A 24,208-nucleotide genomic window follows, 5' to 3' on the forward strand; every position below is an offset into this window, starting at 1 on the left:
ATAATTCGGATATACGTTTACTTAAGAAGCCAACCTTAAAAGGAGTTCTGAACAAACGTCCACATGTGTTTGGAACGCGCAAGTAGGCAGCAAGCTCAGTCAAAAGGAAGACCAAAAGAGACAAATCACGTCAAAACACGCCTCTTAAAGGCAGCGGTAGACTCAAGAAAAACCAGAAAACAACCCCAAAACAAAAAAACAAACCAAAAAGAGCCCACTCAAACAGAGTCTAAAGCACAGGCAACACACATCCCTGTTCAAAGCGTTAACTAAGAAGCCTTAAGAGAACCAGCACCGTTCAGTTATCAAGAAGGCACCACTCAGAAATGACCAACACCTCAGAGCCAAAGCAACCCTTGAAAATCATTGTAGATTCAAACGCGCTGTTTGTACCACTTCAATTCAAAATAGACATATTCACTGAACTGCAACGAGTTCTGAACCGAAACGTTCAATTAATTCTGCTTTCCCCTGTTAAAAGGGAACTGGAAACACTAACCCAGAAAAAGTCGCCGAAAGTGCAAAAAGAAGCCGCTTTTGCGCTCACCTTAGCTGAGAAATGCAGTTATGTGAAAGTTTCCGAAAAACCAAATGAACCCACTGACGAAGCGATTCTCCGTATAGCAAAAAAATGGAAGGCTCCAGTTTTCACAAACGATAAATTGCTTAAAATGAAGCTAAGAGATATAAGTATGCCAGTGATTTATGTGAGAGAAAAATCGCGTCTGGAAATTGACGGGTTGATATCGTAGATGTTCAAACTCATTACTCTTCAAGATACTATCCGCATTCCACCAGAAACCTTCGGCAACCCGCTGGAAGCAGTGGGTAAAGAACAAGTTAAAGCCAAATATGAAGGTGTAGTGGACGAAGAATTAGGCTATGTAATTGCCGTAAGCAAAGTGGAAGTCAGCCCCATCGGCAAAATAATCCCAGGCGATGGAGCCACATATCACAAAGTAAACTTTTCACTCCTCACATTCTACCCAATAATCCAAGAAGTCGTCGAAGGCGACGTAGTTGAAATTGCAGACTTCGGCGCATTCGTACGCATCGGACCAGTTGACGCATTACTCCACGTCTCTCAACTAATGGATGACTTCATCTCCTACGACGAAAAACAGGGGGTACTGCTAGGAAAAGAAACCAAACGCAAACTCTCCACAGGAGACCAAGTCCGCGCTCGGATAACCGCCGTTTCATTGGGCAGAGCGGGAAGCAGTGGCAAAATCGGCGTAACCGCAAGGCAACCTTTCTTGGGCAAATTGGACTGGCTAAAGGAAGATTTGGAGACGCTTAAAGAAGCTGAAGGCAAAGAGGCTCCAGCAAAACCAGAAAAGAAGAAGGAGAAACAGGCATGAGCGAGAAAGCGTGCACAAACTGTCACTTTTTGACCAAGGAGAATGTTTGCCCAAAATGCCGTTCCACAAGCCTAAGCGAAGATTTTGGCGGCATAGTCGTCGTTTTTGACCCTGCAAAGTCAGCAGTTGCTAAAGCTATGAAAATTAAAGAGAAAGGCCGCTACGCCCTCAAAGTTCGATAAGTGCGCGGCTTTTCCTTTGGCAGAAACTTTAACAAGTTAACCTGCCATTCAACAGGGTAGCTTAAGGTTGAAAATGATGCCCACTTCTTACGTTGTTACGCCCAAGATTCTGGCAAAATTCAAAGAACCTTTTGGCACCCTAATCCAAGGGTCAGTTTCTCAAACCATGGAACAGCTCCGATGCATTGTCGAAGAAGACAAACCCACCAAGATAATATCGGTTGGCGATATGGTTTCAAGAAATCTCCACAAATACGATATTATTCCTCAGGTTTCCATCTTTGACAACCAGACCAAACGGGTAAAAATAGAACCGCACATTTTTCCCAACAAAGAAATTTTACAAGTCAAAAACCCACAAGGAAAAATAACGCAAGAAGCAATCAACGCAATACAAACCGCACTTCAAAGCAGTACCCAAAGCCAAATTGTAGTTGAGGGCGAAGAAGACTTACTGACCCTTGCAGCAGCAGTTTATGCCCCAGAAAACGCCCTAATAATCTATGGGCAACCCGACCAAGGCATCGTTGTGGTTAAAGTCACTGCTGAAAAAAAAGGGGAAGCCAAAAAAATCTGGAAAGAAATGAAAACCATCAAAGAGGAAGAATGAGGCGTCTTGGGAGCTTAAGAGCTGTAATCTCGTCCTGAAGGCTTTGCATCTTTAGCTTTTCCAGGCCCGGGGATAACAGGCAACGGAATTGGCGGTGGAATGCCGAGCATTCGGGATATAATTATGGATTCTGTAAAGACCACGTTTGAAATGGATTGCAGTATGATTTGTGCAGGGGGTTTTTTCTGCTGATAATCAGTAAGGATTGTTTCAAGCTCTGCTGGGTCACCTTGAACAAAAGCGCTGCCTTTAAGGCTCATCTGCGCCAAAGAAGGGTTATAGCTTATGGTTAGAACAAAAGGAACTTCAAGAGACCCCTCAGGTCTCTTTTCAACATTAACAACGTTGATGTTGGTTGCTATCTGAATATTTGGAGCAGGCTTACGATTATCCCAAAAACGTTCAGCAGAAACATTGGATATTGACACGTTGACCCTAATCATGCAAATACCAGCAGATGTATCAACGTGTCAACCGCTTATAACTATTCTTGCTTAAGCCCGCTTATACCGTGTGAACCCACAGTGCCCACAGGTAAACCGGTCATGATGGTCAGCCATAAAGTATCCGGGACCGCAGCGTTCACAAGTTGGACGCAGCCTCGCAACGTTATCGCCTTCAACTTTATACAACGAGCCTAAACCAGCAGACCCTTTCTTTGAGGATTTCTCGGGTTTCGCGGCTGCTTTGTCAGGTTTCTTGTCAGGTTTCTTTGGCATCTATGCGTTCGCCTCTTCTTTTGGTTTCTCGGGTGGACTGTTGCGTTTAATGATGTATTCGGGTTCAATAAGCTTGGCTTGGGCTTCGGAGTCGTAAGCGTTAGCTTCACCCACCGTCTTGCTAGTTCCAGTCATGCTTTGCATGTGCTTAATGAAAACCAGTTTCTCGCTGATTTGCAGTTGACTAGCTATGGAGCGTTTTACATCCAGCCGTGCAGGTGTCTTGCTCTGGGCGTGTACAATCGTGAACTGAACCTCTTTTCGTTTAAGAAGAGGGTTTTCTTTCTTGGAGACGATTTCAAGTTCCATACAATTTCACTTCTATTTCAGGGGCACATACATTGATGATCTGGATGCACCAATACCAGGAGTTCCATGTCGGACAGGCTTGTTAGTTATGGCGAATTCACCGATGTAGTGACCAATCATTTCCGCTTTGATTGGTAAAGCGATGAATTCTTTGCCGTTGTGAACATGAACGGTAGCACCAACCATTTCAGGCAAGATGATCATGTCGCGGACGTGAGTCTTTACAGTGGTTTCTTTACCCTTTTTGAGGTCTTCTTGAGCTGCGCGCATCTTTTCCAGCAGAACGCGCTGCTCAGGAGACAAACCTCTCTGTAGACTTCTGCGTTGTCTTGACGGAAGCAGAGTTATGAACTCATCCATGGACATACCTTGCAAACTGGCGAGCGAATGACCACGGTAGCTAAATTCTTTGGGCATTTTTCTTCAACCTTCACTTTCTTTTAAGGGCTATAAACATTCTCCTAACGTATAGCCCGTTTCTTTTTCTGTCCTGGACCGCGAGCTGCAATTAAGCCGACTTTCTGACCTGGTGGAGCACCGTGTGAAGTTGTTGTTGTTCTGCGTGCGCTGCGTTTGCTGCTACCGTAGGGGTGAACAGCCGGAACCATTTTGCGTCCACTTGTTCGGGGGTACTTGTGACCTTTGGCTTTCATGAGGTGGAATTTTTCGCCAGCTTTCAAGAAAGGTTTCTCAGTGCGTCCAGAAGCTGCAACTACGCCGATGGTTGCCATACAGTAATCATTAATGTATCGTGTGCGTCCGGAGGGCAAACGAATCATAGTGCCTTGAGGAGTGTGGCTCACAACTGTGGCGTATGAACCTGAAGACTTGGCTAGTTTTCCTCGGTCACCTGGTCTAAGTTCCAAATTGCAGACCATGACACCTTCAGGGATTTTACCCAACGGCAAAATGTTGCCAATTTCCGCGGGTGCTAAACCGCCTAAACGGACTTGCTGTCCCTCGTGAGTTCCCTCGGGAGATGCAATGTAGCAGTCTTGACCGTTTTCAAATTTTATCAAGGCTAAAGGTGCGCCACGTCCAGGGTCATGAACAAGAGATTCAATAACACCAGTAATTGAGATTTCATATGCCTCTTTTGGGGTCATGTGTGGATATTGAGCGGGAGCTACACGTTTGTGTGTTGATGCGCGGTAAGTTGAACCGCCACGCCCACGTCTTTGTACACGGATTCGTTTTCCCATTGTCAGTCCTCCATTTCAATTTAGAGTATGCCAAGTTTGATGGCTACGTCAGATGCCTTGAATTCGGGCTTTAGCTTGACGAAGGCTTTCTTTTGTCCCTGTGGAGTAATCAGCAGGGTGATTTTGTCCACTTTAACTTCGTAAAGTTCTTCCACTGCCTTCTTGACATCAGTTTTACCAGCTTTCAGGTTCACCATGAAGATGAGTTTGTTGTCGGCTTCAACCATAAGACTGGCTGATTCAGTCATTAATGGATAAAAGATAATTTCGTTAGAGTCCATTACGCGCTTACTCCTTCACCGTAAAGTTGGTTTAGCTGCTCAATGGCGCTGTTAGTCCAGACGGTCAATCTGCCCGGATGGGTACCAGGAGCCAAAAGTTCAGCGTTCAAAGTTTTAACAGTAACTATATCAACGCCAGGAAGGTTACTTGCGGCTTCAAACAGACCCCTGTTTTCAGCAACAACAATTAGGGGCCCTTTTGCCTGTTTCATTTTTCTGCCGCGGTGCTTGCCTTTGCCTGCACGGATGCTTCGGCTTTCACGAACCCGGCAAACATCGGTTAATAAGCCAAGGTGAGTGAAGGCTTCTTCAACTTCCTTGGTTTTAGTTAACTCGGAAAAGGCATCTTCCACAATGAGAGGTAACTCTAAAACACCTTCAACTTCGTGTCCACGAGCTGATACTGTTTCTTTGGAGCCTGTGGCTGCGATGGCTGAAAGTAACGCAAGGCGTTTTTCTTTTTTCGGAATTTCTTTGACGATTTTTGTTTCTGCTCGTGGGGGATGGGCTTGTCTTCCGCCAACGACACCGGGGGCGAACTTTGCTTTTCCGCCACCACCTTTTTCGCGGGGAACGCGGGCAAGTGCCATGCCAGTTCCGCGGGACTCTGCGGATGTTCGTTTTCCAGCCATGGGGTCTCTGCCCTGGTGTTGGAGCCTGTTAGATTGAATTGCGAGAACTGCACGTTTAATTACGTCTGGTCGGAGTGGAGTCTCGAAAACTTGGGGGAGAACCGCGTTTCCTGTTGGTTTACCTTCGATGCTAAAGACTTGGGCGGTTTTTTTTGTTGGCATTGTTTTTCACCGTTATTTTCCTTGTGGAGATTCAAGCGAAACGTATGTGACTTGGGGTGGTGCTTCGGCGACTTGGGTGGGTGGTCGTGCGGGAACGCGGAGCTTTATGGTTCGCTTTTCGGTTCCAGGGACGCTTCCTTCGACAACGATGTAGGAGGATTTAACGTTGCCATACCTGATGAAGCCACCTTTCACGTTGACCTCGTTTGTATCTTTACCCATTTTGAGAATACGCTTGTTATATTCAATACGTTGATGATAACCCATCTGCCCTGCACGTGCAACCGAGTACATGAGGTGGTGAGGGTTCCATGGACCCAAAGTTGCAATACCACGTTTGGTTTTGCGACCTTTTGCCTGCAGTTTGGTTACGCCCCAACGTTTCACTGGACCTTGCCAGCCTTTACCCGTGCTTATGGCAGCAACATCAGTGTATTGTCCGCTCGTGAAAACTTCTTCAGAGGACACAGTTTTGCCCAGCAGTGATTTGGCGTATTCGAGCTGTTTTGGAATGTCTGCACCGCCAATTTCAATTTCGAAGATTTCAGGCTTCTTTCTTGCCAAGTTTGCTTGGTTTGGTTGGGTAGCAACGATTGCACGTATGGTTGTGGTTTGGTCCAGTTTTTCGTCCAGTTTCTGGATCATGGCGTCTGTGTCGAAATTGTCTGGAAGAACCAGTGCACGATAAAGTTCGTCTGTGGGAGTTTTCATCCAGCATTCAGTTAGTTGCTCCAAGCCATATTGGGTATGAGTGTAAGTTCGTATGCCGCACACCAGAATTGGGGGTGTTTCTAGGATGGTTGCGGCTTTCATGACTTCTTTACCAAAGTTAGGTGAACGTTTCCTGTCTTCGATTGAGAAGACGTAAGTCATGCCTGCTTTGTAGCCTGCAAAACCTAACAGCTTTGGTGTATCGGCATCAATTTTTGGCCAGAAGCGAATTCTTGCCACTGGATTTTTGGCACGTTGCCTAGGCAAATACGCTAATGAACCGTGTCTTGGAGCATGATGTTTTCGGTGACCCATCTTACTTCCGCTTCGCGAAGATTAGCAATAAGAAATTAGAGTTATAAACGTTACCGTTACGATTAGGGGTAAGTTGCGTTTTTAGGCTATAGTGCAGTTATGATTTGCTATGCAATCGTTTTTTTGAAGCTTTTGTTCTTCCATGAAAGAGGTTGCGAAAACGATCATTGTCTTTTGTTCACTTTTTCCAATTTTGTTACGTTATCTACACAAAACCGCCCATGAAAGTTACCAAAAAAGGAAAAAAGGGAAGAGTTATTTTCTTTTTCTGAGGAACAACGCGGCTATGGCTGCAATGATAATAACTATGGCTGCGCCGACTGCGATGTAGGTTGTTGTGGGTGTTCCGCTTGAGGGGGGTACGGGCGCGTTGGTTGGAGGAACGGTTGGGTTTACAACTGCGGAGGGTGACGCTGCGCCGACAATTAGGTAGGTAGTTGCGTAGGATTCGCCGTAGGATGCGGTGGTGTCAAACTTGGCAGTAATCAGGTATTTGCCTTCTGCGGGTGGAGTCCACGAGGTGGCGTAGGTTCCGCCGTAGTTGGTGGTGACTGAGCCCAACGGGTAAACGGTGCCGCTTTCGTCGGTTGCAGTTAAGGTTACGGGAACACCAACCACGTTGTCAGGCATTGGTTTTTGCATGTGTAAATACTCCATCCATTTACCCATGTCTGCATCGGATATGGCTGGTGTGTCTTTGCTTGCGGGGGTTTGGTCGGTGACTGCGCCTTTTATGACTGCGGTTGTGCCTAAGGGGATAGCCACGTCGGGTGTTGTCACGGTTGTGGCGCTTGTACCCATGCCGACACAGTAAATCTGCATGTCATAAAGGTTCAGGTACACGAGGTAGCCGTCTGCAACTGCCATGGCACGGTCAGAAGCCCAACCGGACATGGTCCAAAGCAAGTCGCCTGTGTATGCATCAATGCAGTTTACCGGGGCGCCTTTGAAGGGTGGAGCATCAGCGGAATGTTCAAAGACCTGAGTGTAGATTTTGCCTTCTGCTATTGCACCTATCTGTGAGGGAAATCCGCCGTAGGGTGTGTCCAAGCCGCTGTTGGATTTGTAGGTCCAAAGCAAATCACCGTTTTTGGTGTCGTAGCAGTAGAATGCGCCGCCGTATCCTGTGGTATACAGCCTGCCGTATGCTATCACGTAGGTGCCTTCACCTAGGGCGCCTACAGTGCCGGAGGGACCTGAATAGTAGTTCCATGCTTCTTCACTTGGTGTTGGACCCCAAGCGTATTCGCCGGTATCTAAGCTGTAGCCCCAGTACTGCATGGTTTCTTTGTCATACATTGTGAAAACGCGGTTTGTTGGGTCAACTGGACCAACTACGCGGGTGATGTTGTTTTCTGGTGCAGGATAGTCTTTTTGCCAGAGTACCTGACCCAAGGAGTCCTCTTTTAGGCTTATTGCCCACAGCGTGTAGGGGTTTGGTGTTCCAAACGACGACATGCCACCAAAGGCACTTGAACGCCCAAGCAGTATGTCTCCGGGGTAGGCGGTGATTACGGCTGCGGTGGGTAACATTTTGGGTATGGTTATGTTCCACAGGTAGGCTTGGCTTGCGTTGACGTTTTTGCCCACGGGTCGCCACTGGTAATAGTTGCTGCTGGTGGTGTCTGTGGAGTCTGTTGCGCCTGTTAAGCCTTGAGCTGCAGTGTTGTCCCATAAAGCTAACCATCCTGCTGTGGGGTCCAGTTGGTAAATCAGGATTTGCCCTTGTGAACCAAGAGTGTTGAAGCCTGTGGGGACGTTGGTGAGGTTAAAGAGCCAGCTGCCATCGATTGGGTCGTAGGCTATCCAGACAGCGCCGCCATTATTGGGGTCTGTGGTTGTCACCCAGAGAAAACCGTTGGGAATGACGCCGTGCTGGTTCATGGATTCATAGTCATAGAGTTGCCCAAAGTTTGGCGCCAAAGTATCAGACTGGTAAATCTCTTCGCCCGTGATGAGGTCCACACAGGCATATCCCTCGTTGGTTGGATTGTCACTTTCCGTCAACGGATAGTAAAGGCGTCCTTGAAGGATAATGGGGTTCGTGAAGTAGGTTTCGTACATGAGTCCACTGTAGAAGGTGTTGCCTGCCACGCCAGTGTTGGGTCCTCCAGCTACCCCTCCAAAGGAGTACTGTTTGGTCCACATTATGTGAGCGCTGTCAGGGGCTGAACCGACGTTGTACTTCTCTTTTGGCATGTTTGTTGGTGCATTATTGCCCATAAAGTTGAAGGTTCCGCCTAGCCAGTTTGAGGCTATGCTACCCCATGCGGTGTTTTGTCCTTCAATTGGGCGCGTCCAAAAGCCTGTAGGTAGCGGGTAATCGGGTATCGGGTCGATTTGTTCTTGCTGGACCGTTAACGTTGTTGTTGCAGTTGTTGCCAGGAACGTGTCATTTATGAAATCGCTGGGAGCCCCAGGGGTGCCTGCTGGACCAAACAAGGATAAGACTTGCTTGGGGAAGTTAAACTGGATAGTGTATTGTCCAACTTGGTCGGGGGTAAACAGAGCATATCCTCCTCCAACTGGGTCAGATACAAAAGGTCCCAAAGTTTCTTTTGTACCATCAGGTTTTGAAATGTCCACAGTTAGGTCCCGCCATCGGTCACCTCCAGAACCTGCCGCGGTGGAAGGCACCTTATCGGTCCAAAACACGATAGCAACGGGTTGGTTGACGCCTACAGGGTCAGGCGCCGCCGCCACATATGCGTATGTGGGAATACTCCAGGGGGGCGTGTGAGCGTTTACGGGTAAAGCCGCAAGAACAGAAACAGTCAACGTCAGAAGCAATGTGGCGGTTACAATTTGTTTTTTATGTTTTGAAAATATTTGCATCACATCAACTCTCTTTTTTCTCTCCAATGAATTTTCGTTGTTGCAAGTATGACATATTTAAGATTTTTCGCCAATCTATGAAAACAAGAAACAAAATTAACCTTAAAAGCGATAGATATTAAGAATATTTACTAAAATGTAGTCGTAATATTAGAGAAAATTTTTATTGATAGACCTAATCCTATAAAAGGATAGAATTGCCAAAACTGAACAAAATTGACGAAACCGACGCCAACATTTTGAAGGCGCTTCTGAAGGATTCACGAACAAGTTTTACAGAAATCGCAAGAACCTGCAACGTTTCCGTTCCCGCCATCCGAGTACGATATAAAAGCCTACAGGAAGCAGGGGTCATCAACGGCGCGATAATGCAGTTGAACCCAGAGAGATTGGGCTTCAAATGCGTTGGGGACATCGGAATAATAACGGTTACTGACCGAGAAGAGAAAGTGATGGAGTTTCTAAAAACTAAACCCTTCATTACTTTAATAATGGGGTCATGGGGAAAATATAACATTGGGGCTTTTTTTGTATTGCCTGACATTCAACAATTGGGTCATGCGTTAGAAGAGATAGAAGCCAACCCGTACATCAAGCAGGCAGATGTTCTGATCTGGACAAATCCAGTGAACGTTGATCACCCTGAAAACTTGATAATCAAGCCGTTGCCAAAAGCAAAGCAGACGGAAAGGCTTCAAAGAACGATGGAAACCATTGAAAACAGAAAACTAGATGATACGGATAGAGCTATTGCAAGGATACTCTCCAAGCATAGCCGCATGCCCTTTAGTGAGGTTGCCAAGCAACTTAACATCACAACAAAAACCGTAATTCAAAGATACCACAAACTAAGAAAACAAAATGTGTTCACATTATCCACCATAACAATTGACCTTTGCAAACTGGGCTACAAAGCAACAGGGCACTTTTTTATAAAGGCCATTAATAAGAGCCGCATTCCAGAAATTTACGCAGAAGTCTACAGCATACCCAACGTAATCGTAATTATAAGAACTATAGGCGCATATGACATGCATGTAATGGTGCCCCTTGAAGACTTAGACGACCTGTTGAGGTTAACAAAACAGGTCCGTAGAATCAAACATGTGGAAAAAACGGAAATTTACGCAATTTACCCTTACCGCAAGTGGCCTGCTAACCTGTTTGAGGGTTTGCTGGGGCTCTAGCGCATTTAGGAGAGAAGAATGAATAACCCAACATGCAAGTTGAATCATCCACTAGAGTCCACTCAGCCCCTGCTTGTTTAACCTCGATTGTTTCGTTTAACAAAAAGAAAAAGGGAAAGGTGTTGTTTAGCGGCTGCGTTTCCTGAGAAGAACGGCTGCTGCAATGACGGCCACTATGACCACAACGGCACCAATAGCGATGTAGGTGGTTGTTGGCATTCCACTTGTCGGTTGCGGAGCTTGACTTGGCGAAGGCGAAAGTGCCCCAGAGGTTGGTCCTCCTGAAGTTGGTGTTGCCACAGATGCAGCCACCGCTTGGGAGGCTACGAATGAGACGCCTGCTTGGCTGCCGTAGTATGAGTTGGAACCTTCAAAGGTGGCGGTTACCGTGTGTAGTCCAGCAACTGAAGGAGTCCATTCAAATGCATAGTTGCCTAAGTCATCACTTAAAGCATAGCCTAAGTCTTGAACATTGTTGTTGGGGTCAGTGACCATCAGGCGTACTGGTACTCCGGTTACGTCGTCGGGTTTGGGTTTTTGCATGTACACGTACTCCATCCATTCGCCCATACAATCATCAGAAACAGCAGGAACACCGTTCGGAAAACGCATCGTCTGCTCAGACTGTTTTGTGCCTGCAGAGATGTCGGTTACAGTACCACGAATCACTATGCTGTTGCCTGCTGCTACACCAGCCATTGGGGCATCAACAGTGATTTCGCTTGGCCCTTTGCTTAGACAGTATATTTGCATGTCGTAGGTGTTCATGTACACGATGGAATCGTCGGCGACTGGCCAGCCTTCATCTGCAAAACTGCCTACTGCGCCCCAGCTGAGCATAGTCCAAAGTTCTTCACCGGTGTATGCGTTAAGGCAGCGTACGCGTGAACCCTTGTATTCGGGCGAGTTGGGCGAGTGCTCGCCGCTGTAGAGGTAGATTTTTCCGTCAGCGATTGCCGCAGGGAATATGGGGTAGTTACCCCAAGGCGTTTCGTGACCACTGGAGGTGTCGTTGTACTTCCAAAGCAAGTCACCAGTCTTCATTGAGTAGCAGAACTCTTCACCGCCATAACCCCCAACGTAGAGGTTACCGTAGGCAACAAAGCCTGCTGGACCCGAGCCGCCCATGCCGATAGTTGGGTAATAGTTAAAGGCGCGGGTTTCGCCCACTGGACCCCAAAGCAGACTACCGTCGTCGATACTGTAGCCTAACCACTGCATGGTCTCCTTGTCGTTCATGGTGAACACGCGGGTTTCTGCATCAACGGGACCCCACTGTCTTGTGAGGCTTCCTTCAGGTGCAAGATAAGTTTCGGACCACAAAAGCTGCCCTTCTGAGCCAGACTTCAGATTTATCGCTGAAACTGTGTAATCGATGCTTCCCCAACCCATGTACATAGGAGTTGTGGGGGTACTGACCAGCACCATTTCTCCAGGTATTACTTTTCGGATTGAGGAACCTTCTGGGATTGAGGAGGGGATGGTTACGTTCCATGCGTATGCAGTGCTCATATCAGCGTTTTTGCCTATTGGTCTGTATTGGTAAGCGTTAGTGCCAGTTCCAGATTCACGCACTAAAGGTCCCTCTGGGTCTGCTGAGGAATCCCACAGGGCCAGCCATTTGTTGGTTGCATCAAGCACGTAGATGTTTATGCTCCCGTCGTCAGTGTACACTTTGGTGCCTGAAGGAACATTGGTCATGTTAAAAAGCCAAAGTCCAGTCATAGGGTCGTATGCCATCCAGGTTGTGACGCCAGCAGCAGTTGTTGTTGCCCACAGGTAACCGTTGGGTGTGACGCCGTGTTGGTTTGAGGACTCATAATCATAGAGTTGCCCAAATGAGGGGTTGGCAGTGTAGTTTTGCCACCAAAGGGTTTCGCCAGTGCGTAAATCTACGCAGACGTATCCTCCACCAACGGCGTCGTTGCTTAAGGGCAGAGCGTAATAGAGACGCCCATAAATTATCATCGGGTTGGAAAACCTGCTTTCGTAGGAAAGCCCCGTGTAGAAGGCTACACCTGGAATTTCAGTGTTGCTTCCTCCGACAACGCCCCCAAACGCCAGTGGCTTTGTCCACATGATGTGAGGACTGTCAGGTGCGGTGCCGTCTGGTTGGAATCTTTCTGCACCAGCCATGTACGCCGCTCCGAAAGGCGCTAGATAGTTGGATGCTACTGTTGTCCACTTTGTGTTCTGTCCTTCTACGGGACGCGTCCAGTACTCTGTTGGCAGGGGGTAGTCAGGAATCAGTTCAATTTCCTCTTGCTGCACCGTAAGTGTGGTCACTGCACTACTTGGCAGAAAAGTATCGTTGATGTAGTCCCACAGACTTGGATTCACACTGATTTCACCAGTAGGACCATACATGGAAGCGGTTTGGCCTGGGAAATTAAACTCGAAAGTGTATGTACCAATTTGGTCTGGAATGTATAAGTCATAAGCGCCACCGATAGGGTCAGAAGTGAAAGGTCCCAGCGTTTCCTTTGAACCATCAGGCTTTGTGACACCCACTGTCAAGTCTCGCCATCGGTCGCCTCCGATACCTCCTGCACCTGGGGGCACCCAGTCAAGCCAAAAGGTAACGAATGCTGTTTGCCCAACGCCTATTGGGTTGGGTGTTACTGCTATGTACGCGTATGTTGGGATTTCCCACGCAGGGGTGTGAGCGTCAGCTGAGAGTATCAATGATGCTGAAGAAGACAAAAGCACTATCAAAGACAAAGCAGCAACTAACTTAGTAATGTTTGTGTTCATCTTTTCTCTCTCCAAAGTTAATTTCTAAATAGAAACTCTGACTTTATAAAAAACTGCGAGTGACGACCACACTCACAGAATTTCTCACCTACAAGAAATCAATTGACACATTTTTTCAAAAAATAAGCGTGATGTACAGTAACCGCTTAAGTTAAATTATGTGTTTGCGTCTCAGGTGAAAACGATTCAGCCAGTAAATGGTCAAAGTACCCTTGAGCTAATACGACAAGTCGAGGATTATTCGACAAAAGATGGGTAGCTTCAAGAAAATTCGCGTTTTCTGAAGTGTTTATCCAAACTTCAGCATTATCAATTATCATAATTGGGACAAGGAAAGGCTTAGCGGTGTACCTCAAAGTAAAATCTGGATACAAACCCAAGTTTTTTAAGAGTTCAGGTACCGACGCGTCATTTTCAGGAGTATCAACAATAAACGTTGCTTTGGTGCCATCTTTAATGAACCGCCAAATCATGTCCTCAAAAACTTTAGCAGACTTCCTAAAGCTACACAAGGTAGATACAGCGTTAATGGTCTGCACGGCACTGTAAGTTCGCTTCATTCTCTCCAGAACCATTTCAGGTTTAGAAGCTAAAATCATGTAATCTTGGTTTAAGGCTATGCTTTGAATCTTCTTTTTCTGCAGTCGTTTTGCTTCCCTTTCCAGTTGGGTAACTTCGGCTTTTTTACGTGAAACTAAAGCGGAAAGCAATTCGGATACAGAAACAGGTTTAAATTCACAGGGGTTAACAAGCACCCGTTGAACAAAACCCTGCTTTTCAAGCTGAGAAAGCACACGATAAGTTTCAGCCCTATCTATCTGTGCGACCTTTACTAGATTATGCACGCAAGACTGACCCAAATAGACAAGACTCAGGTAAACCTTCGCCTGCGAATTGGTGAACCCAAGCCTCATGAACAAGTCTAGGTCTTTATCCTCAAACGGCATCTTGTATCAGCACTTTGGAGTGTTAAGGGTTTGCTGGGGCTCTGGACGCAAATTAGGAGAGAAGAAAATGACCCAACGAGCAAAGTTGGAAATCATTTCCAGAGCCCATTCAGCCCCATACTTTACATCCACTAACAAAAAAGGAAAAAAGGGCGGCATTATTGCCGTCTTCTCAGCACCAGAAACGCTGCCGCTGCCACAATGATGACAACTGCTGCGCCGATGGCAATGTAGGTAGTCGTTGGCACGTTGCTGGTTGGTGGTTGGGGAGCTTCGCTGGGGGAGGGCGAAACTGATTGTGCGGGTGTTGGAGTTGGTGCAGGGGGTGCTGTTGCGGTGGGAGTCAATGTGGGGGTTGGTTCTGCCGCGACTGCGTCTGAGACAATGAAGGCTGTCCCGGCTTCGCTACAGTAATAGGCGCCGGAGCCTTCGAAAGTAGCAGTTATAGTGTATGGCCCTGGAACGGGTGGAGTCCACTCATATGCATAGTTGCCTAAAGTATCGCTTATGGCGTAGCCTATTTCTTGGGTATTGCCGTTAGGGTCAATTGCAGTTAAATATACAGTTACGCCGGTTACCTCGTCGGGTTTGGGTTTCTGCAGGTACACGTACTCCATCCAGTCATCCATGCTTTCATCAGAAACAGCAGGAACGCCATTTGGGAAACGTTTTGCCTGTTCGTTTTGGCTTGTACCAGGGGATGTGTCAACTACTGTGCCTTCAATAAGCACGCTGTTGCCGAGTGTTGAAATCTTTGGAGAACAAGTAACGGTGGTTGCGCTGGAACCTTTGCCGATGCAGTAGATTTGATTGTCGTAGTAGTTGTAGTAGGTTAGGAAGCCGTCCGCAAGCGCAGCGGTCGATGAACCTGGACCTCCAGTTTGACCAGCCCAACTCATTATTGACCAAAGTTCTTCGCCGGAAAATGCGTCTATGCATCGGACCTGTTCATCTTTGTATAAGGGATAGTTGGGTGAGTGTTCGTTGTTGAAGACGTAGACTTTGCCATCGGCTATTGCTGCTATGAAAGTTGGGTAAAGCCCCCAAGGTGTTTCCGCGCCGCTTTGGGTGTTGTTGTATTTCCAGACCATTTCTCCAGTCAGCGTGTTGTAGCAGTATATTTCTCCACCGTAGCCTTGAGTGTAGATGTTGCCGTAAGCAGCAAAGCCTACCTGACCTGCACCCAAACCGCTGCCATAATAGCCGAAGTCACGTACTTCTGTCTGGGTTGGTCCCCACAGAGGCTCGCCTGAATCTAAACTGTAACCCAGCCACTGCATAGTTTCAGTGTCATACATTGTCCACACTCGATTGACGATGTCCACTGGACCCATCTTTCGTGTGATGTTACCTTCAGGGGCGGGGTAACTCCGTATCCAGAGCAAGTCGCCTCTTGTTGAGGGGTCATCGCTTAAAGCCCAAACGGTGTAGGGGTCAGGGGTGAAGCTGGTTCCGAAACCATTTACGTTGCTGCTTGTGCCAAGGATTATATCACCCGGAAGTACTTGATAGATACTGGCCATTGAGTTTCCAGGTAGGTCAGGGATTGTAACGTTCCAGCTGTAGGCTTGGCTCATGTTAACAGATTTTCCATTAGGTCGCCATTGATATGCATCTGTACCTGTACCTATAGCCCCCTGTAGTCCTTGTTGTTCTGCAGTGCTGTTCCATAATGCCATCCAGTGCCCCATGGCGTTTAGTTGGTATCTGACTATTTCGCCGTCAGGCAAGTAAACTTCGGTTCCTGAGCCGACGCCGGTTAAGTTGTACAACCATTGCCCTGAAAATGCATCATATGCGACCCAGCTTTCGGGTGCTGCCATGCCAAAGAAGCCGCCGCCACCGTTTACCTGCCAGAGAATACCGCCGACAACACCATGTTGATTCATCGATTCATAGTCGTAGAGTTGCCCTTTTGAGGGCGCTGGGTTAGTACGGGTTCCAAGGTCATCTAGGTACCACAATTCTTCGCCAGTGCGCAAGTCAATGCACAGGTATCCGCCGTTTCCGCCTTCATGCCCTAGGGGTAAGTTGAAGTAAAGTCGACCATACATTATGATTGCGTTTTGGAATCTACCCTCGTATGAACCGCCTGAGTAAAAGCCAACATCAGAAATTTCGCTGCTTCCGCCGACGATGCCTCCGAACTCTATTGGTTTAGTCCACATGACGTGAGAGGTATCTGGTGCAGCACCATCTTTTTGCCAGAGGTCACCGCCTCCAAATCCGCCAGCACCCAACTGTGCTCCTAAAAGCCAGTTTGAGGTTATGCTTGCCCAATTTGTGTTTTGTCCTTCAATTGGGCGGGTCCAGTATTCAGTTGGAAGGGGGTAAGTTTCAGGGGTTTTTGCCTCTTCAGTTTGAACGGTTAGAGTTGCGGTTGTACTGCTTGGGAGGTAGTTGTCGCCCACATAGGCTAATCCGCCCATCATAGACAGCATGGGTTCTGTTGGTTCAACAGCAATGCCGTTTGTCGGGTTAACTAAACCCAAAACTTGTCCAGTGTAGGAAAATTCGAAAGTGTATGTGCCGATTTGGTCAGGCGTGTAGATTGTGAATGCAGAGCCAGTGGGGTCAGAAACGAAGGGCCCTAGATTTTCAATGCCGCCATCGGGTTTAGTAACTTCGACGTAGAAGTCGTGCCATCTGTCGCCTGCGATGCCGTATGCCGTGGGTGGCGCGCCATGAAGCCACATAACAACGAAAACATTTTGGTTAACGCCTGCGGGGTCAGGTGAAAGGGACAGGTAAGCGTAAGTGGGAATGTCTATGGGAGGGTCATGCGCGGCAACGGGGACAGCAACTATTGAGACAGTAAAGGACAGCAACAGAAGCAAAGCAGCGAGGGTAAGCGTTTTATTTTTACGAAGTAACAAGTTCCGATTTTTTTCAGACATGTTCCTTTTTTCTCCTTGTTAAGGAATAATCAGGAAAAAGCGCCAAAACCTCTTAAGAAATCGCGGTGTATTATAGACACAACTGTAGAAAACCTGAAATAAGCACAGCAACATAAATGCCAATAGCTAAGACGTGTGAGAGGAGAGAGAAGATGATATCATACGTTGATGAGGAGTATGTTCATAGCCTTCAGAAGATTGGGCTGACCGCTCTTCAGGCAAAAATCTACATGGTTATGGTTCGTTCGGGGAAAGATAAGACATTAGCTATTTCGAGAAAGGCGGATGTTGATCGCTCTAACACTTACCGTACAATTTTGCAACTTCAAAAAATGGGGTTAGTTACAAAAATATTGGGCACACCCAACCTGTATATGGCAACCCCACTTGAGGATGCAGTTTCAGCGCTTATAGAACGTAAAAAAACGGAATATCAAGTAATGCAAGAAGTTGCTGATGAGTTAAAAAGAATGGCTCCTGAAAAGGAATGTGGAGCCAGGGAAAAGGAACCGATATTTTTCATCGTTAAGATGACAAAAGAGAGGATGTTAAAATCGGTAAAAACGTGCTGCAGGTTGGCGCAAGAAAAAATTGACCTTTTGTTTGACAAGCAGATGCTTTTTTCCACTGTGGTTGGTTTAGTGGACCATCAACTTGGCTGTGTTAAACGCGGGGTCAAATACCGGCTAATAAGCGAGCAGGTTAATTTAGAGGCAACTCCAGAATTGTTACGATTGATTGCAGAGCCCAATTTCCAAATCAGGTATATTACGGGTAAACCTAAAACAGAGTTGGTTTTGGTTGACGATAAACAAATGGTGCTATATTTAGTGCCAAATGAAGGCGTTGCATATAAAACTCATCTGTTTACCGACCACCCAGGCTGTATAGAAATTTTTGGGAGCCATTTCGAGAAAATCTGGAATGAAGCACACGAGTACAAACCAGATTTGGGTAGGCAAAGTGCATTGAACCGCAATTAAATTGAAGGCACCTGATTGGATAAGGCGCCGAAGATTATGGAAGCAGTCGTTGGCGGCAGTAGTTTTTGTGTTGCCGCTCGTTTATGACCCCCCTATCAAGGTGCCCATCAGGTAAGGTGATTTGCTTGGTGAACATGCACTGCTAAAGGGTGAAATAACAGAACAGACAAAAAACTATGAAACAGGCGCTAAGTTATGTGCAAATCAAGAACTATCTGATGCCAGTTTGGGCCAGTGTGCCTGACCACTCGTGCATAAGAAAAATGCGCAACAACGCTTAACTCGTTGAGTCGCTCAGCCACTCGCTGTTTTGCCTGCTCTATGGGGTCATCAGTTTTAGATGCGTGCTCAAATAAATGAACATGCAGCCAACCCCCGGAGGGCTTGAGTGCAGAAACCGCAACGGGTAAGTATTCAAGGGCTTTTTCGGGCAAAGGCATCAAAACGCGGTCTGCACAGCCTTGCAGGTAGTTTTCGATTAAGGGTTTAGCGTCGCCAAGCATTGGAGTCACCTGACGGTGGACATTGTTGAGTTGGATGTTTTTCTGCATAAACGTAAAAGCTTGAGGGTTAATGTCAAGGGAGTAAACCGTTGCGGAAGGCATCTGCTTGGCGATAAGTATGCTAAAGCAGCCTACTCCCGCGAACATGTTCACCACCACTTCGTTGGGTTGAATTAGCCTGGCGATGCGTTGGCGTTCACCTTGCAGGCGAGGCGAGAAGTAACAGGAAGCCAAATCAACAGAGAAGATGCATCCGGCTTCCTTGTGTTGGGTGTGGGTACGGTTTTCTCCGCCGATGCAGATTAGCTTGCGTAACCGATATTCCCCCTTAACCGAGGACTCCTGAGCGAAGACCGCTTGGACATTTCGGTGAATACTCATTAGGGTTTCTGCGACTACTTTGGCGTTGCTGGTGATAGGGTGGGGCAGTTTAAGCACAACTATATCGCCCACTATATCAAAGGCGTTATAGACGTTAATTGGGTTGTCAGGTTTTCTCACTTGTCCCAAGGCGTTTTTGAGCGTAGTACGCAAAGTTTACCCTTCATTGATGTAAGGTTACTGAAAACGTTTAAAAGCACAAAAAGTTTCCTTCTACCGAGAGGAAGCTTTCATGGAAAAATCTGGTATCGTTTATGAATGTATGCGTTGCGGTGCAAGGGTTCCTGCTGAAGAGTTGGAGCTTCGCGGCGGAGAAACCAAATGTATAATCTGCGGCTACCGCATTCTGAAAAAGGTTAAGCCACCAGTGGTTAAACGCATTCAAGCGAAATAGAAAGAAAATGAGAAAAACGCGCTGCGTTTTTGACGCGGCGCATACTCTGTGTTTTACAGCCCTTTTTTTGGTTTAGTAAAATTCGCCATCTCCAAACTTTCGTAACGCTTTTCCCTTCAGCTTTACAGGAACATCGATGTCTTCGTCAAAGCTTTTTTCGGTGGTTATGCGTCTCACGGTTTCACCGCAGATGCCTTGTGGAAGCAAACGCCGTTTCATACACATGGAATATTGGCAGTTGGCGACGCTGCATGCTTCTTCAGTCCATTTACACATTACTCCATCGCGTCGGTACAAAGCGGAGTTTTTGGCGCATTTAAAGGATGGGCATTTTGGAGAACAAGCTTTGGATTGAGCCAACAGGCATACACCTCTAATGTTTCTTTAAAGAATTTAATGCTGCATCAATACACTATTGATACGCATATTTCCTGAAGGGCATATAAATTTTTTTCCTAAAGTTCTCCCGTTATTTCATTTGGTTATGGAGATGCTCGGGAAAGCCTAAAGCTAACCCGTCTCAGAACCTCCAGAACTCCAACCACTAAAATGGCGGCTATGATTAGAAGCACCGTAGTGAGCAAACTTGCATCTACTAATGCGCCACCGAAGACCACATATTTGCCCATGGTAAGGGTGACCGTTGTGGGTGAATTAACTTCCACGTTTGAAGCCACAAAAGAGGTGGGGTTTCCAGCAGGAGAAGCAGTTATCTCCAAGTTTCCGCCCAAGATGCTGTTAAAAGTTGCTAAGCCATCATTTTGGGTTGTTGCGGTCTGTGTGTTCATGCCAGTTCGAATTAGTTGTACGTCCACGTTGTTTATTGGGTTGCCAAAGTAGTCCACAACTTTCACGGAGACATCTAGGTTTGAAAGGGCACAGCGAATTTGGCTGTTAGTGTTTGATAGGACACTGATTATTGTTTCATTTATGAGAACGTTGTTTGAGGTGTAGACGTTTAATCGATACTGTCCAAAGGTCACTTGCAGTTGGACATTTCCGTTACTGTTCGTGTTTTCGCTGTAAAAGATGCCGCTTTCTTGCTCAATGAAGGTGATGCGCACGTCGGGTATCGCGGCGTTGTTGTTGTCAACTACGTTAAGGGTTAAGGTTTTATCGGGGCACAAAATCGTAACCATCACAGTATCTTGGGCGGGTGGATTAGTGAGGGTGTTGTTTCCGCTGTTGAAAACGGTGTCATATTTTTCCGCTTCAATATTGTAGTTTACGTGAGGAAGCGTAGAGTTGAAAGTGTATGTACCTGAAAGGTCTGTTTGGCCTGAGGCGGTGGCTGTTTGGGTGCTGCCTGAACGGGTTACGTAGTTGTATGTGATGTTCAGGTTGGTGAAGGGAATAACCACGCCGTTATTGTTTTGAACGGTTACTTTTAGGTTGGTTAACTCACAGGTGACGGCGTTGCGGCTGCTTCCAGTTACAGTCAGGTCTAAAGTGCCCACGTTGACCTGATTCCAATAAGCGTTGACTGTTACGTCGCCTTTTTCTAGGCTAATTGTGGCTTCACCATTGCTGTTTGTGGTGTTTGAGTACACCACGCCCGAACCATCTACATCTATCGCTTCAAGCAGTATGCCCGAAACAAGGTCTCCAGCCAAGTTCACGGTAGTTAAGGTCACGGGGTAGCCGACGACGTCAAAGGTTTGGACGTCAGCAATGTTTTTTGAAGGCGTAATTGTTGGGGTTATGGTTACAGTGTAGGTTCCGAGTTCAGCGTTAACGGGGATTTGGTAGGTTGCGTTTATGATGCCTTGGGCTGAGGCGGTTACGGTTTGGGAGGAGAGGATGCTGTTGTTGTATTGGATGGCTATCGTGGCGCCTTGGTTTGGCTGGTAGCCGACGGCGTTTATTTTGACGTTGTCTTCTCGGTGGTATTGGGTCAGGTCGGTGAAGCCGATTTTGAAGGCTTGTTGTGCAAGGTTTTGTGTTCGGTTAAAGTAAGCTGTGTATGTACCAGCGTAGTTGGTGGTTGCGCCGGATGGTGAGAAGGTTGTGTCAGGGTAATTAACTGTGGTTTGGGCTGTGCCCTTTGATGAAGTGGTTAAGGTAACGGTTTTTGTGAAGTTTGTGCCAAGGTCAGGGGGCAAGGTGACGGTGATTTCGGCGTTGTATGAGGTGTTGGGTTCCCCACCTGTAATGGTTACGTTTAGGGGAACGCGGTTTCCCTCTTGAAGGACAGAAGGCGCAGAGGGAATAATGGGTTTAATTGAGTATGCAGTGAGAATGGGGAAAGCTATTGAGGTGTTTTGACCGTACGCAACATCGGTCAAGGTGAGGTTATAGGTGCCAGTTGTGATTTCGGGGATTGTGAAGTTCGCGCTAACAAAGTAGCCCTCTGAAGTCCCCGAGGACACAAGTTGGTCGTCGTAGTAAAGGTTGTAGGTGCCATTGTAGGTGTCGGTGGATGCAAGCAGGGTTACGGGTTGACCTACCGTTGCGTTTTGAAGCTGTTCAAAGCTTCCCTGTGCTGTTACATAAAAAATCATCAAACCATACGGTGATTGCCCCGAAACTTGGGGACTTGCAGATGAGGTAAACAGAAGGGCTGTGCCCAATAGAATTAACAAGGCAAGGGTAACGGCTTTTTGCTTCATCCAGATGACTCCTATGTGCGGTAAAGTTTACTCTTCGAGATTGAACACTTACTATCTGAGAAGATTTTAAACTTTGCCTTTATAGAACCCTAACAGGTTAGAAGCATTTCGATTAGCAGCGCGTTTTTCCTTTCTAAGAGGGAAACTTGCGGGACAGTTTTATAAAACGCGTGTGTTCATTTGCTAAGTCAAAGCAGCCGTGAATGTAATGCAGAATCTAGTCCCTAAAGCTCTCATTCAAGCTTTGCAGAAACAAAAGTATCACCTTGTAGGCAGCCACTCCGCCGTGAAACGCTGTAAATGGTTCTACGAAGCCTTAACCAGCGGCAGGTCATGCTACAAGCAAAAGTTCTATGGCATAAACAGTCATCAATGCATCCAGATGTCGCCCGCCCTTTTCTATTGCACTCAACAGTGCTTGTTCTGCTGGAGAGCCCAAAACGGAGACCTGCAAATTAACTGGGACGAAATGCAGCTGCCCCAATGGGACCCGCCGGAGGAGATTGCACAAGGAATCTTGAAGGCACAGGACCGGATTCTGTCGGGGTATAAGGGACACCCCAAAACGGACCCGCAAAAGTTTCGGGAAGCTCACAGACCAAGGCATGTTGCCATCAGTTTAACGGGGGAACCGACGATGTATGAGCCGCTTGGGGAGTTACTGCGAACGCTGCGTAACAAGGAGTTAACGACGTTTCTGGTTTCAAACGGTAATTTACCCGAAAAAATTGCCGCTTTAGGGCAGGAACCCACGCAGTTGTATGTTTCGGTTTGTGCCCCAAACAAGCAGACGTTTAAGCAGGTTTGTCGTCCCCAATTGCCTGATGCGTGGGAACGGCTAAATGAAACGTTGGCGTTGTTGCCCAGTTTTAGCTGTCCGACTGTTATTCGTTCAACGCTTGTGAGGGACTTGAACATGACTGATGTGGAGGGTTATGCGCGGTTGGTGGCGAAGGCGGAGCCGACGTATGTTGAGGCTAAGGCGTATATGCATGTGGGTTTTTCGGGGTTGCGTTTGGGCTTTGACCGCATGCCTAGCCATGAGGAGGTTTACGATTTTGCGTTGGCGTTATCTGAGAAAACGGGGTATCGGATTTTGGATGAGTCGGCGGATAGCAGGGTGGTTTTACTAAGTAAACTGGAGAAACCAATACGGTTTGGTTCGTCCCAGAATTAACAAATTACCTATCATTTCATTCACTTTTTGGCTTTTTGCGGTTGAATAAAAAGCCATATAAGGAAAACGTGAATATAACCCTTAAATAGGAATTTTGTAGTGCCTAAATCTTAAACCTACAATTAAATCAGCAGGGTGGTGAATCATGGTCAACGAAGGAAGAGGAAGGCTTTTCAGAAGAAAAGACGGCAAATACTTGGTCTATTTACCAAAAGACTTAGCAGAGGACAGCATGTTCCCCTTTAAAGAAGCCGACTCCATATTTGTAAAAGTAAGTTTTAAACTTGGAGACAACAAGCTTATCGTGGAAAAATGGGCAGACCCCGAATGACAGCTGCCCTAAAGCAAAACTATAAGCGTTGTTTCACTTCTATTTTTAATTAAACCATTCTGAGTTGAAAACTTGTCCCTCAAAAGCTTACTCCAAGAAATCAAACAAGAACTCATGCAGGAAGAAGAAGCATGGGAAGAAGCCCGCGAAAACATGCGGAAAGCAACCAGCCTCTCCAAACAAACAATACTGCTCAGCCACCAAAAAAGGCTTCCCGAAGCCAAAAAACAACTCGAAAAAGCCCAAGAACTCCTCACAAACCTCAAAGCGCAGGCAGAGCGGCATCCAGCCATGATTTATGGAGGCATGTTTAGTGCGGCGATGCAGGAGTACTCAGAAGCCTGCATCTTTCTGGAATTACTTGAGAATGCAAGATACATAAAGCCCCAAGAAATTGGTGCGCCGCCGGTGGACTTTGTGTTGGGGTTAGCGGACGTTATTGGCGAGTTCAGGCGTCGAGCGTTGGATGCACTACGTGAAGGGGACGTAGCTAAAGGCGAGCAGTGCCTGCAGACCATGGACGAAATTTATGTTGAGCTGGAAGCCCTTGACGAGGCATACATGCTGGTTCCGGGGCTGAGAAGAAAAAATGATGTTGCTCGCAGAGTCATCGAATCCACCCGTGGCGACTTAACCCAAGAAGTTCGGCGCAAAGCCTTGGAGGATTACCTGCGGGGTTTCGAGGAGCGACAGGAGAAAAGGAGTCAACCCAGCAAGGGATGAGGC

The 24,208-nt window shown here is 47.0% G+C and carries 25 protein-coding genes; 10 read left to right on the forward strand and 15 right to left on the reverse strand.

The window, feature by feature from the left end:
• Positions 1 to 326 precede the first annotated feature (326 nt).
• The 4 genes from ACBZ72_11465 to ACBZ72_11480 all read left to right on the forward strand — a co-directional run bounded on the left by ACBZ72_11465 (position 327) and on the right by ACBZ72_11480 (position 2,153).
• Complete coding sequence (locus ACBZ72_11465) at positions 327 to 752, forward strand: PIN domain-containing protein (protein XES76778.1); 426 nt, start codon at positions 327 to 329, stop codon at positions 750 to 752.
• A complete protein-coding gene (locus ACBZ72_11470) occupies positions 753 to 1,361 on the forward strand; it encodes a DNA-directed RNA polymerase (protein ID XES76779.1) in 609 nt (202 codons plus the stop codon).
• Positions 1,358 to 1,543 (forward strand): transcription elongation factor subunit Spt4, encoded by a 186-nt coding sequence (spt4, locus tag ACBZ72_11475; protein XES76780.1) that lies wholly within the window; start codon positions 1,358 to 1,360, stop codon positions 1,541 to 1,543. The genes ACBZ72_11470 and spt4 overlap by 4 nt, the downstream gene beginning before the upstream one ends.
• A gap of 76 nt (positions 1,544 to 1,619) precedes the next feature.
• Positions 1,620 to 2,153, forward strand: coding sequence for a GTP-dependent dephospho-CoA kinase family protein (locus tag ACBZ72_11480; protein ID XES76781.1), 534 nt, complete (start codon positions 1,620 to 1,622; stop codon positions 2,151 to 2,153).
• 14 nt (positions 2,154 to 2,167) lie between these two features.
• On the opposite strand, the gene ACBZ72_11485 is transcribed toward ACBZ72_11480, so the two are convergent.
• The 9 genes from ACBZ72_11485 to ACBZ72_11525 form a co-directional block, all read right to left on the reverse strand.
• Complete coding sequence (locus ACBZ72_11485) at positions 2,168 to 2,596, reverse strand: hypothetical protein (protein XES76782.1); 429 nt, start codon at positions 2,594 to 2,596, stop codon at positions 2,168 to 2,170.
• A 51-nt stretch (positions 2,597 to 2,647) separates the two neighbouring features.
• Entirely contained in the window at positions 2,648 to 2,872 is a 225-nt protein-coding gene (locus tag ACBZ72_11490; protein ID XES76783.1) for a 30S ribosomal protein S27ae, read from the reverse strand.
• Positions 2,873 to 3,181, reverse strand: a complete 309-nt coding sequence (locus ACBZ72_11495; protein ID XES76784.1) for a 30S ribosomal protein S24e — start codon at positions 3,179 to 3,181, stop codon at positions 2,873 to 2,875. It abuts the gene before it with no gap.
• Positions 3,182 to 3,193: 12 nt separating this feature from the next.
• On the reverse strand, positions 3,194 to 3,598 hold the full coding sequence (locus ACBZ72_11500) for a 30S ribosomal protein S19 (protein ID XES76785.1): 405 nt from the start codon (positions 3,596 to 3,598) through the stop codon (positions 3,194 to 3,196).
• A gap of 44 nt (positions 3,599 to 3,642) precedes the next feature.
• The gene (locus tag ACBZ72_11505; protein ID XES76786.1) at positions 3,643 to 4,383 is read right to left on the reverse strand and encodes a 50S ribosomal protein L2; all 741 of its coding nucleotides are present in this window, start codon (positions 4,381 to 4,383) and stop codon (positions 3,643 to 3,645) included.
• Between the two features lie 20 nt (positions 4,384 to 4,403).
• The gene (locus ACBZ72_11510) at positions 4,404 to 4,664 is read right to left on the reverse strand and encodes a 50S ribosomal protein L23 (GenBank protein XES76787.1); all 261 of its coding nucleotides are present in this window, start codon (positions 4,662 to 4,664) and stop codon (positions 4,404 to 4,406) included.
• Positions 4,664 to 5,458, reverse strand: coding sequence for a 50S ribosomal protein L4 (rpl4p, locus tag ACBZ72_11515; GenBank protein XES76788.1), 795 nt, complete (start codon positions 5,456 to 5,458; stop codon positions 4,664 to 4,666). The genes ACBZ72_11510 and rpl4p overlap by 1 nt, the downstream gene beginning before the upstream one ends.
• A gap of 12 nt (positions 5,459 to 5,470) precedes the next feature.
• Positions 5,471 to 6,484, reverse strand: a complete 1,014-nt coding sequence (locus ACBZ72_11520; protein ID XES76789.1) for a 50S ribosomal protein L3 — start codon at positions 6,482 to 6,484, stop codon at positions 5,471 to 5,473.
• Between the two features lie 255 nt (positions 6,485 to 6,739).
• A complete protein-coding gene (locus ACBZ72_11525) occupies positions 6,740 to 9,319 on the reverse strand; it encodes a PQQ-binding-like beta-propeller repeat protein (GenBank protein ID XES78686.1) in 2,580 nt (859 codons plus the stop codon).
• Positions 9,320 to 9,516: 197 nt separating this feature from the next.
• Between ACBZ72_11525 and ACBZ72_11530 the strand changes: the two genes are divergently transcribed.
• The gene (locus ACBZ72_11530) at positions 9,517 to 10,506 is read left to right on the forward strand and encodes an Lrp/AsnC family transcriptional regulator (GenBank protein XES76790.1); all 990 of its coding nucleotides are present in this window, start codon (positions 9,517 to 9,519) and stop codon (positions 10,504 to 10,506) included.
• A 126-nt stretch (positions 10,507 to 10,632) separates the two neighbouring features.
• Here the strand turns inward: ACBZ72_11530 and ACBZ72_11535 are convergent, their stop codons facing one another.
• From ACBZ72_11535 to ACBZ72_11545, 3 genes are all read right to left on the reverse strand, one after another.
• Positions 10,633 to 13,260: a hypothetical protein gene (locus ACBZ72_11535; GenBank protein ID XES76791.1), complete on the reverse strand. Its 2,628-nt coding sequence runs from the start codon at positions 13,258 to 13,260 to the stop codon at positions 10,633 to 10,635.
• Positions 13,261 to 13,406: 146 nt separating this feature from the next.
• Entirely contained in the window at positions 13,407 to 14,207 is an 801-nt protein-coding gene (locus tag ACBZ72_11540) for a TrmB family transcriptional regulator (GenBank protein XES76792.1), read from the reverse strand.
• A 158-nt stretch (positions 14,208 to 14,365) separates the two neighbouring features.
• On the reverse strand, positions 14,366 to 17,104 hold the full coding sequence (locus tag ACBZ72_11545; GenBank protein XES76793.1) for a PQQ-binding-like beta-propeller repeat protein: 2,739 nt from the start codon (positions 17,102 to 17,104) through the stop codon (positions 14,366 to 14,368).
• Between the two features lie 152 nt (positions 17,105 to 17,256).
• On the opposite strand from ACBZ72_11545, the gene ACBZ72_11550 reads away from it, so the two are divergent.
• A complete protein-coding gene (locus ACBZ72_11550) occupies positions 17,257 to 18,087 on the forward strand; it encodes a TrmB family transcriptional regulator (protein XES76794.1) in 831 nt (276 codons plus the stop codon).
• A gap of 188 nt (positions 18,088 to 18,275) precedes the next feature.
• On the opposite strand, the gene ACBZ72_11555 is transcribed toward ACBZ72_11550, so the two are convergent.
• Positions 18,276 to 19,124 carry a class I SAM-dependent methyltransferase family protein gene (locus ACBZ72_11555; GenBank protein XES76795.1) on the reverse strand — a complete coding sequence of 283 codons (849 nt, stop codon included), beginning with the start codon at positions 19,122 to 19,124 and terminating at the stop codon, positions 18,276 to 18,278.
• Between the two features lie 79 nt (positions 19,125 to 19,203).
• Here ACBZ72_11555 and ACBZ72_11560 point away from each other — a divergent pair, with 79 nt between their 5' ends.
• The gene (locus tag ACBZ72_11560) at positions 19,204 to 19,365 is read left to right on the forward strand and encodes a DNA-directed RNA polymerase subunit P (protein ID XES76796.1); all 162 of its coding nucleotides are present in this window, start codon (positions 19,204 to 19,206) and stop codon (positions 19,363 to 19,365) included.
• A 72-nt stretch (positions 19,366 to 19,437) separates the two neighbouring features.
• Here the strand turns inward: ACBZ72_11560 and ACBZ72_11565 are convergent, their stop codons facing one another.
• Both ACBZ72_11565 and ACBZ72_11570 read right to left on the reverse strand, forming a co-directional pair.
• Positions 19,438 to 19,725 (reverse strand): hypothetical protein, encoded by a 288-nt coding sequence (locus tag ACBZ72_11565; GenBank protein ID XES76797.1) that lies wholly within the window; start codon positions 19,723 to 19,725, stop codon positions 19,438 to 19,440.
• A gap of 122 nt (positions 19,726 to 19,847) precedes the next feature.
• Positions 19,848 to 21,974, reverse strand: a complete 2,127-nt coding sequence (locus ACBZ72_11570; GenBank protein ID XES76798.1) for a hypothetical protein — start codon at positions 21,972 to 21,974, stop codon at positions 19,848 to 19,850.
• A 208-nt stretch (positions 21,975 to 22,182) separates the two neighbouring features.
• On the opposite strand from ACBZ72_11570, the gene twy1 reads away from it, so the two are divergent.
• From twy1 to ACBZ72_11585, 3 genes are all read left to right on the forward strand, one after another.
• Positions 22,183 to 23,151, forward strand: a complete 969-nt coding sequence (gene twy1, locus ACBZ72_11575) for a 4-demethylwyosine synthase TYW1 (protein ID XES76799.1) — start codon at positions 22,183 to 22,185, stop codon at positions 23,149 to 23,151.
• Positions 23,152 to 23,296: 145 nt separating this feature from the next.
• On the forward strand, positions 23,297 to 23,482 hold the full coding sequence (locus ACBZ72_11580; GenBank protein ID XES76800.1) for a hypothetical protein: 186 nt from the start codon (positions 23,297 to 23,299) through the stop codon (positions 23,480 to 23,482).
• Between the two features lie 72 nt (positions 23,483 to 23,554).
• Positions 23,555 to 24,205 (forward strand): hypothetical protein, encoded by a 651-nt coding sequence (locus ACBZ72_11585; GenBank protein ID XES76801.1) that lies wholly within the window; start codon positions 23,555 to 23,557, stop codon positions 24,203 to 24,205.
• The last annotated feature ends 3 nt before the right edge of the window (positions 24,206 to 24,208 follow it).

The organism is Candidatus Bathyarchaeia archaeon (assembly GCA_041447175.1).
Lineage (GTDB): Archaea > Thermoproteota > Bathyarchaeia > Bathyarchaeales > Bathycorpusculaceae > JADGNF01.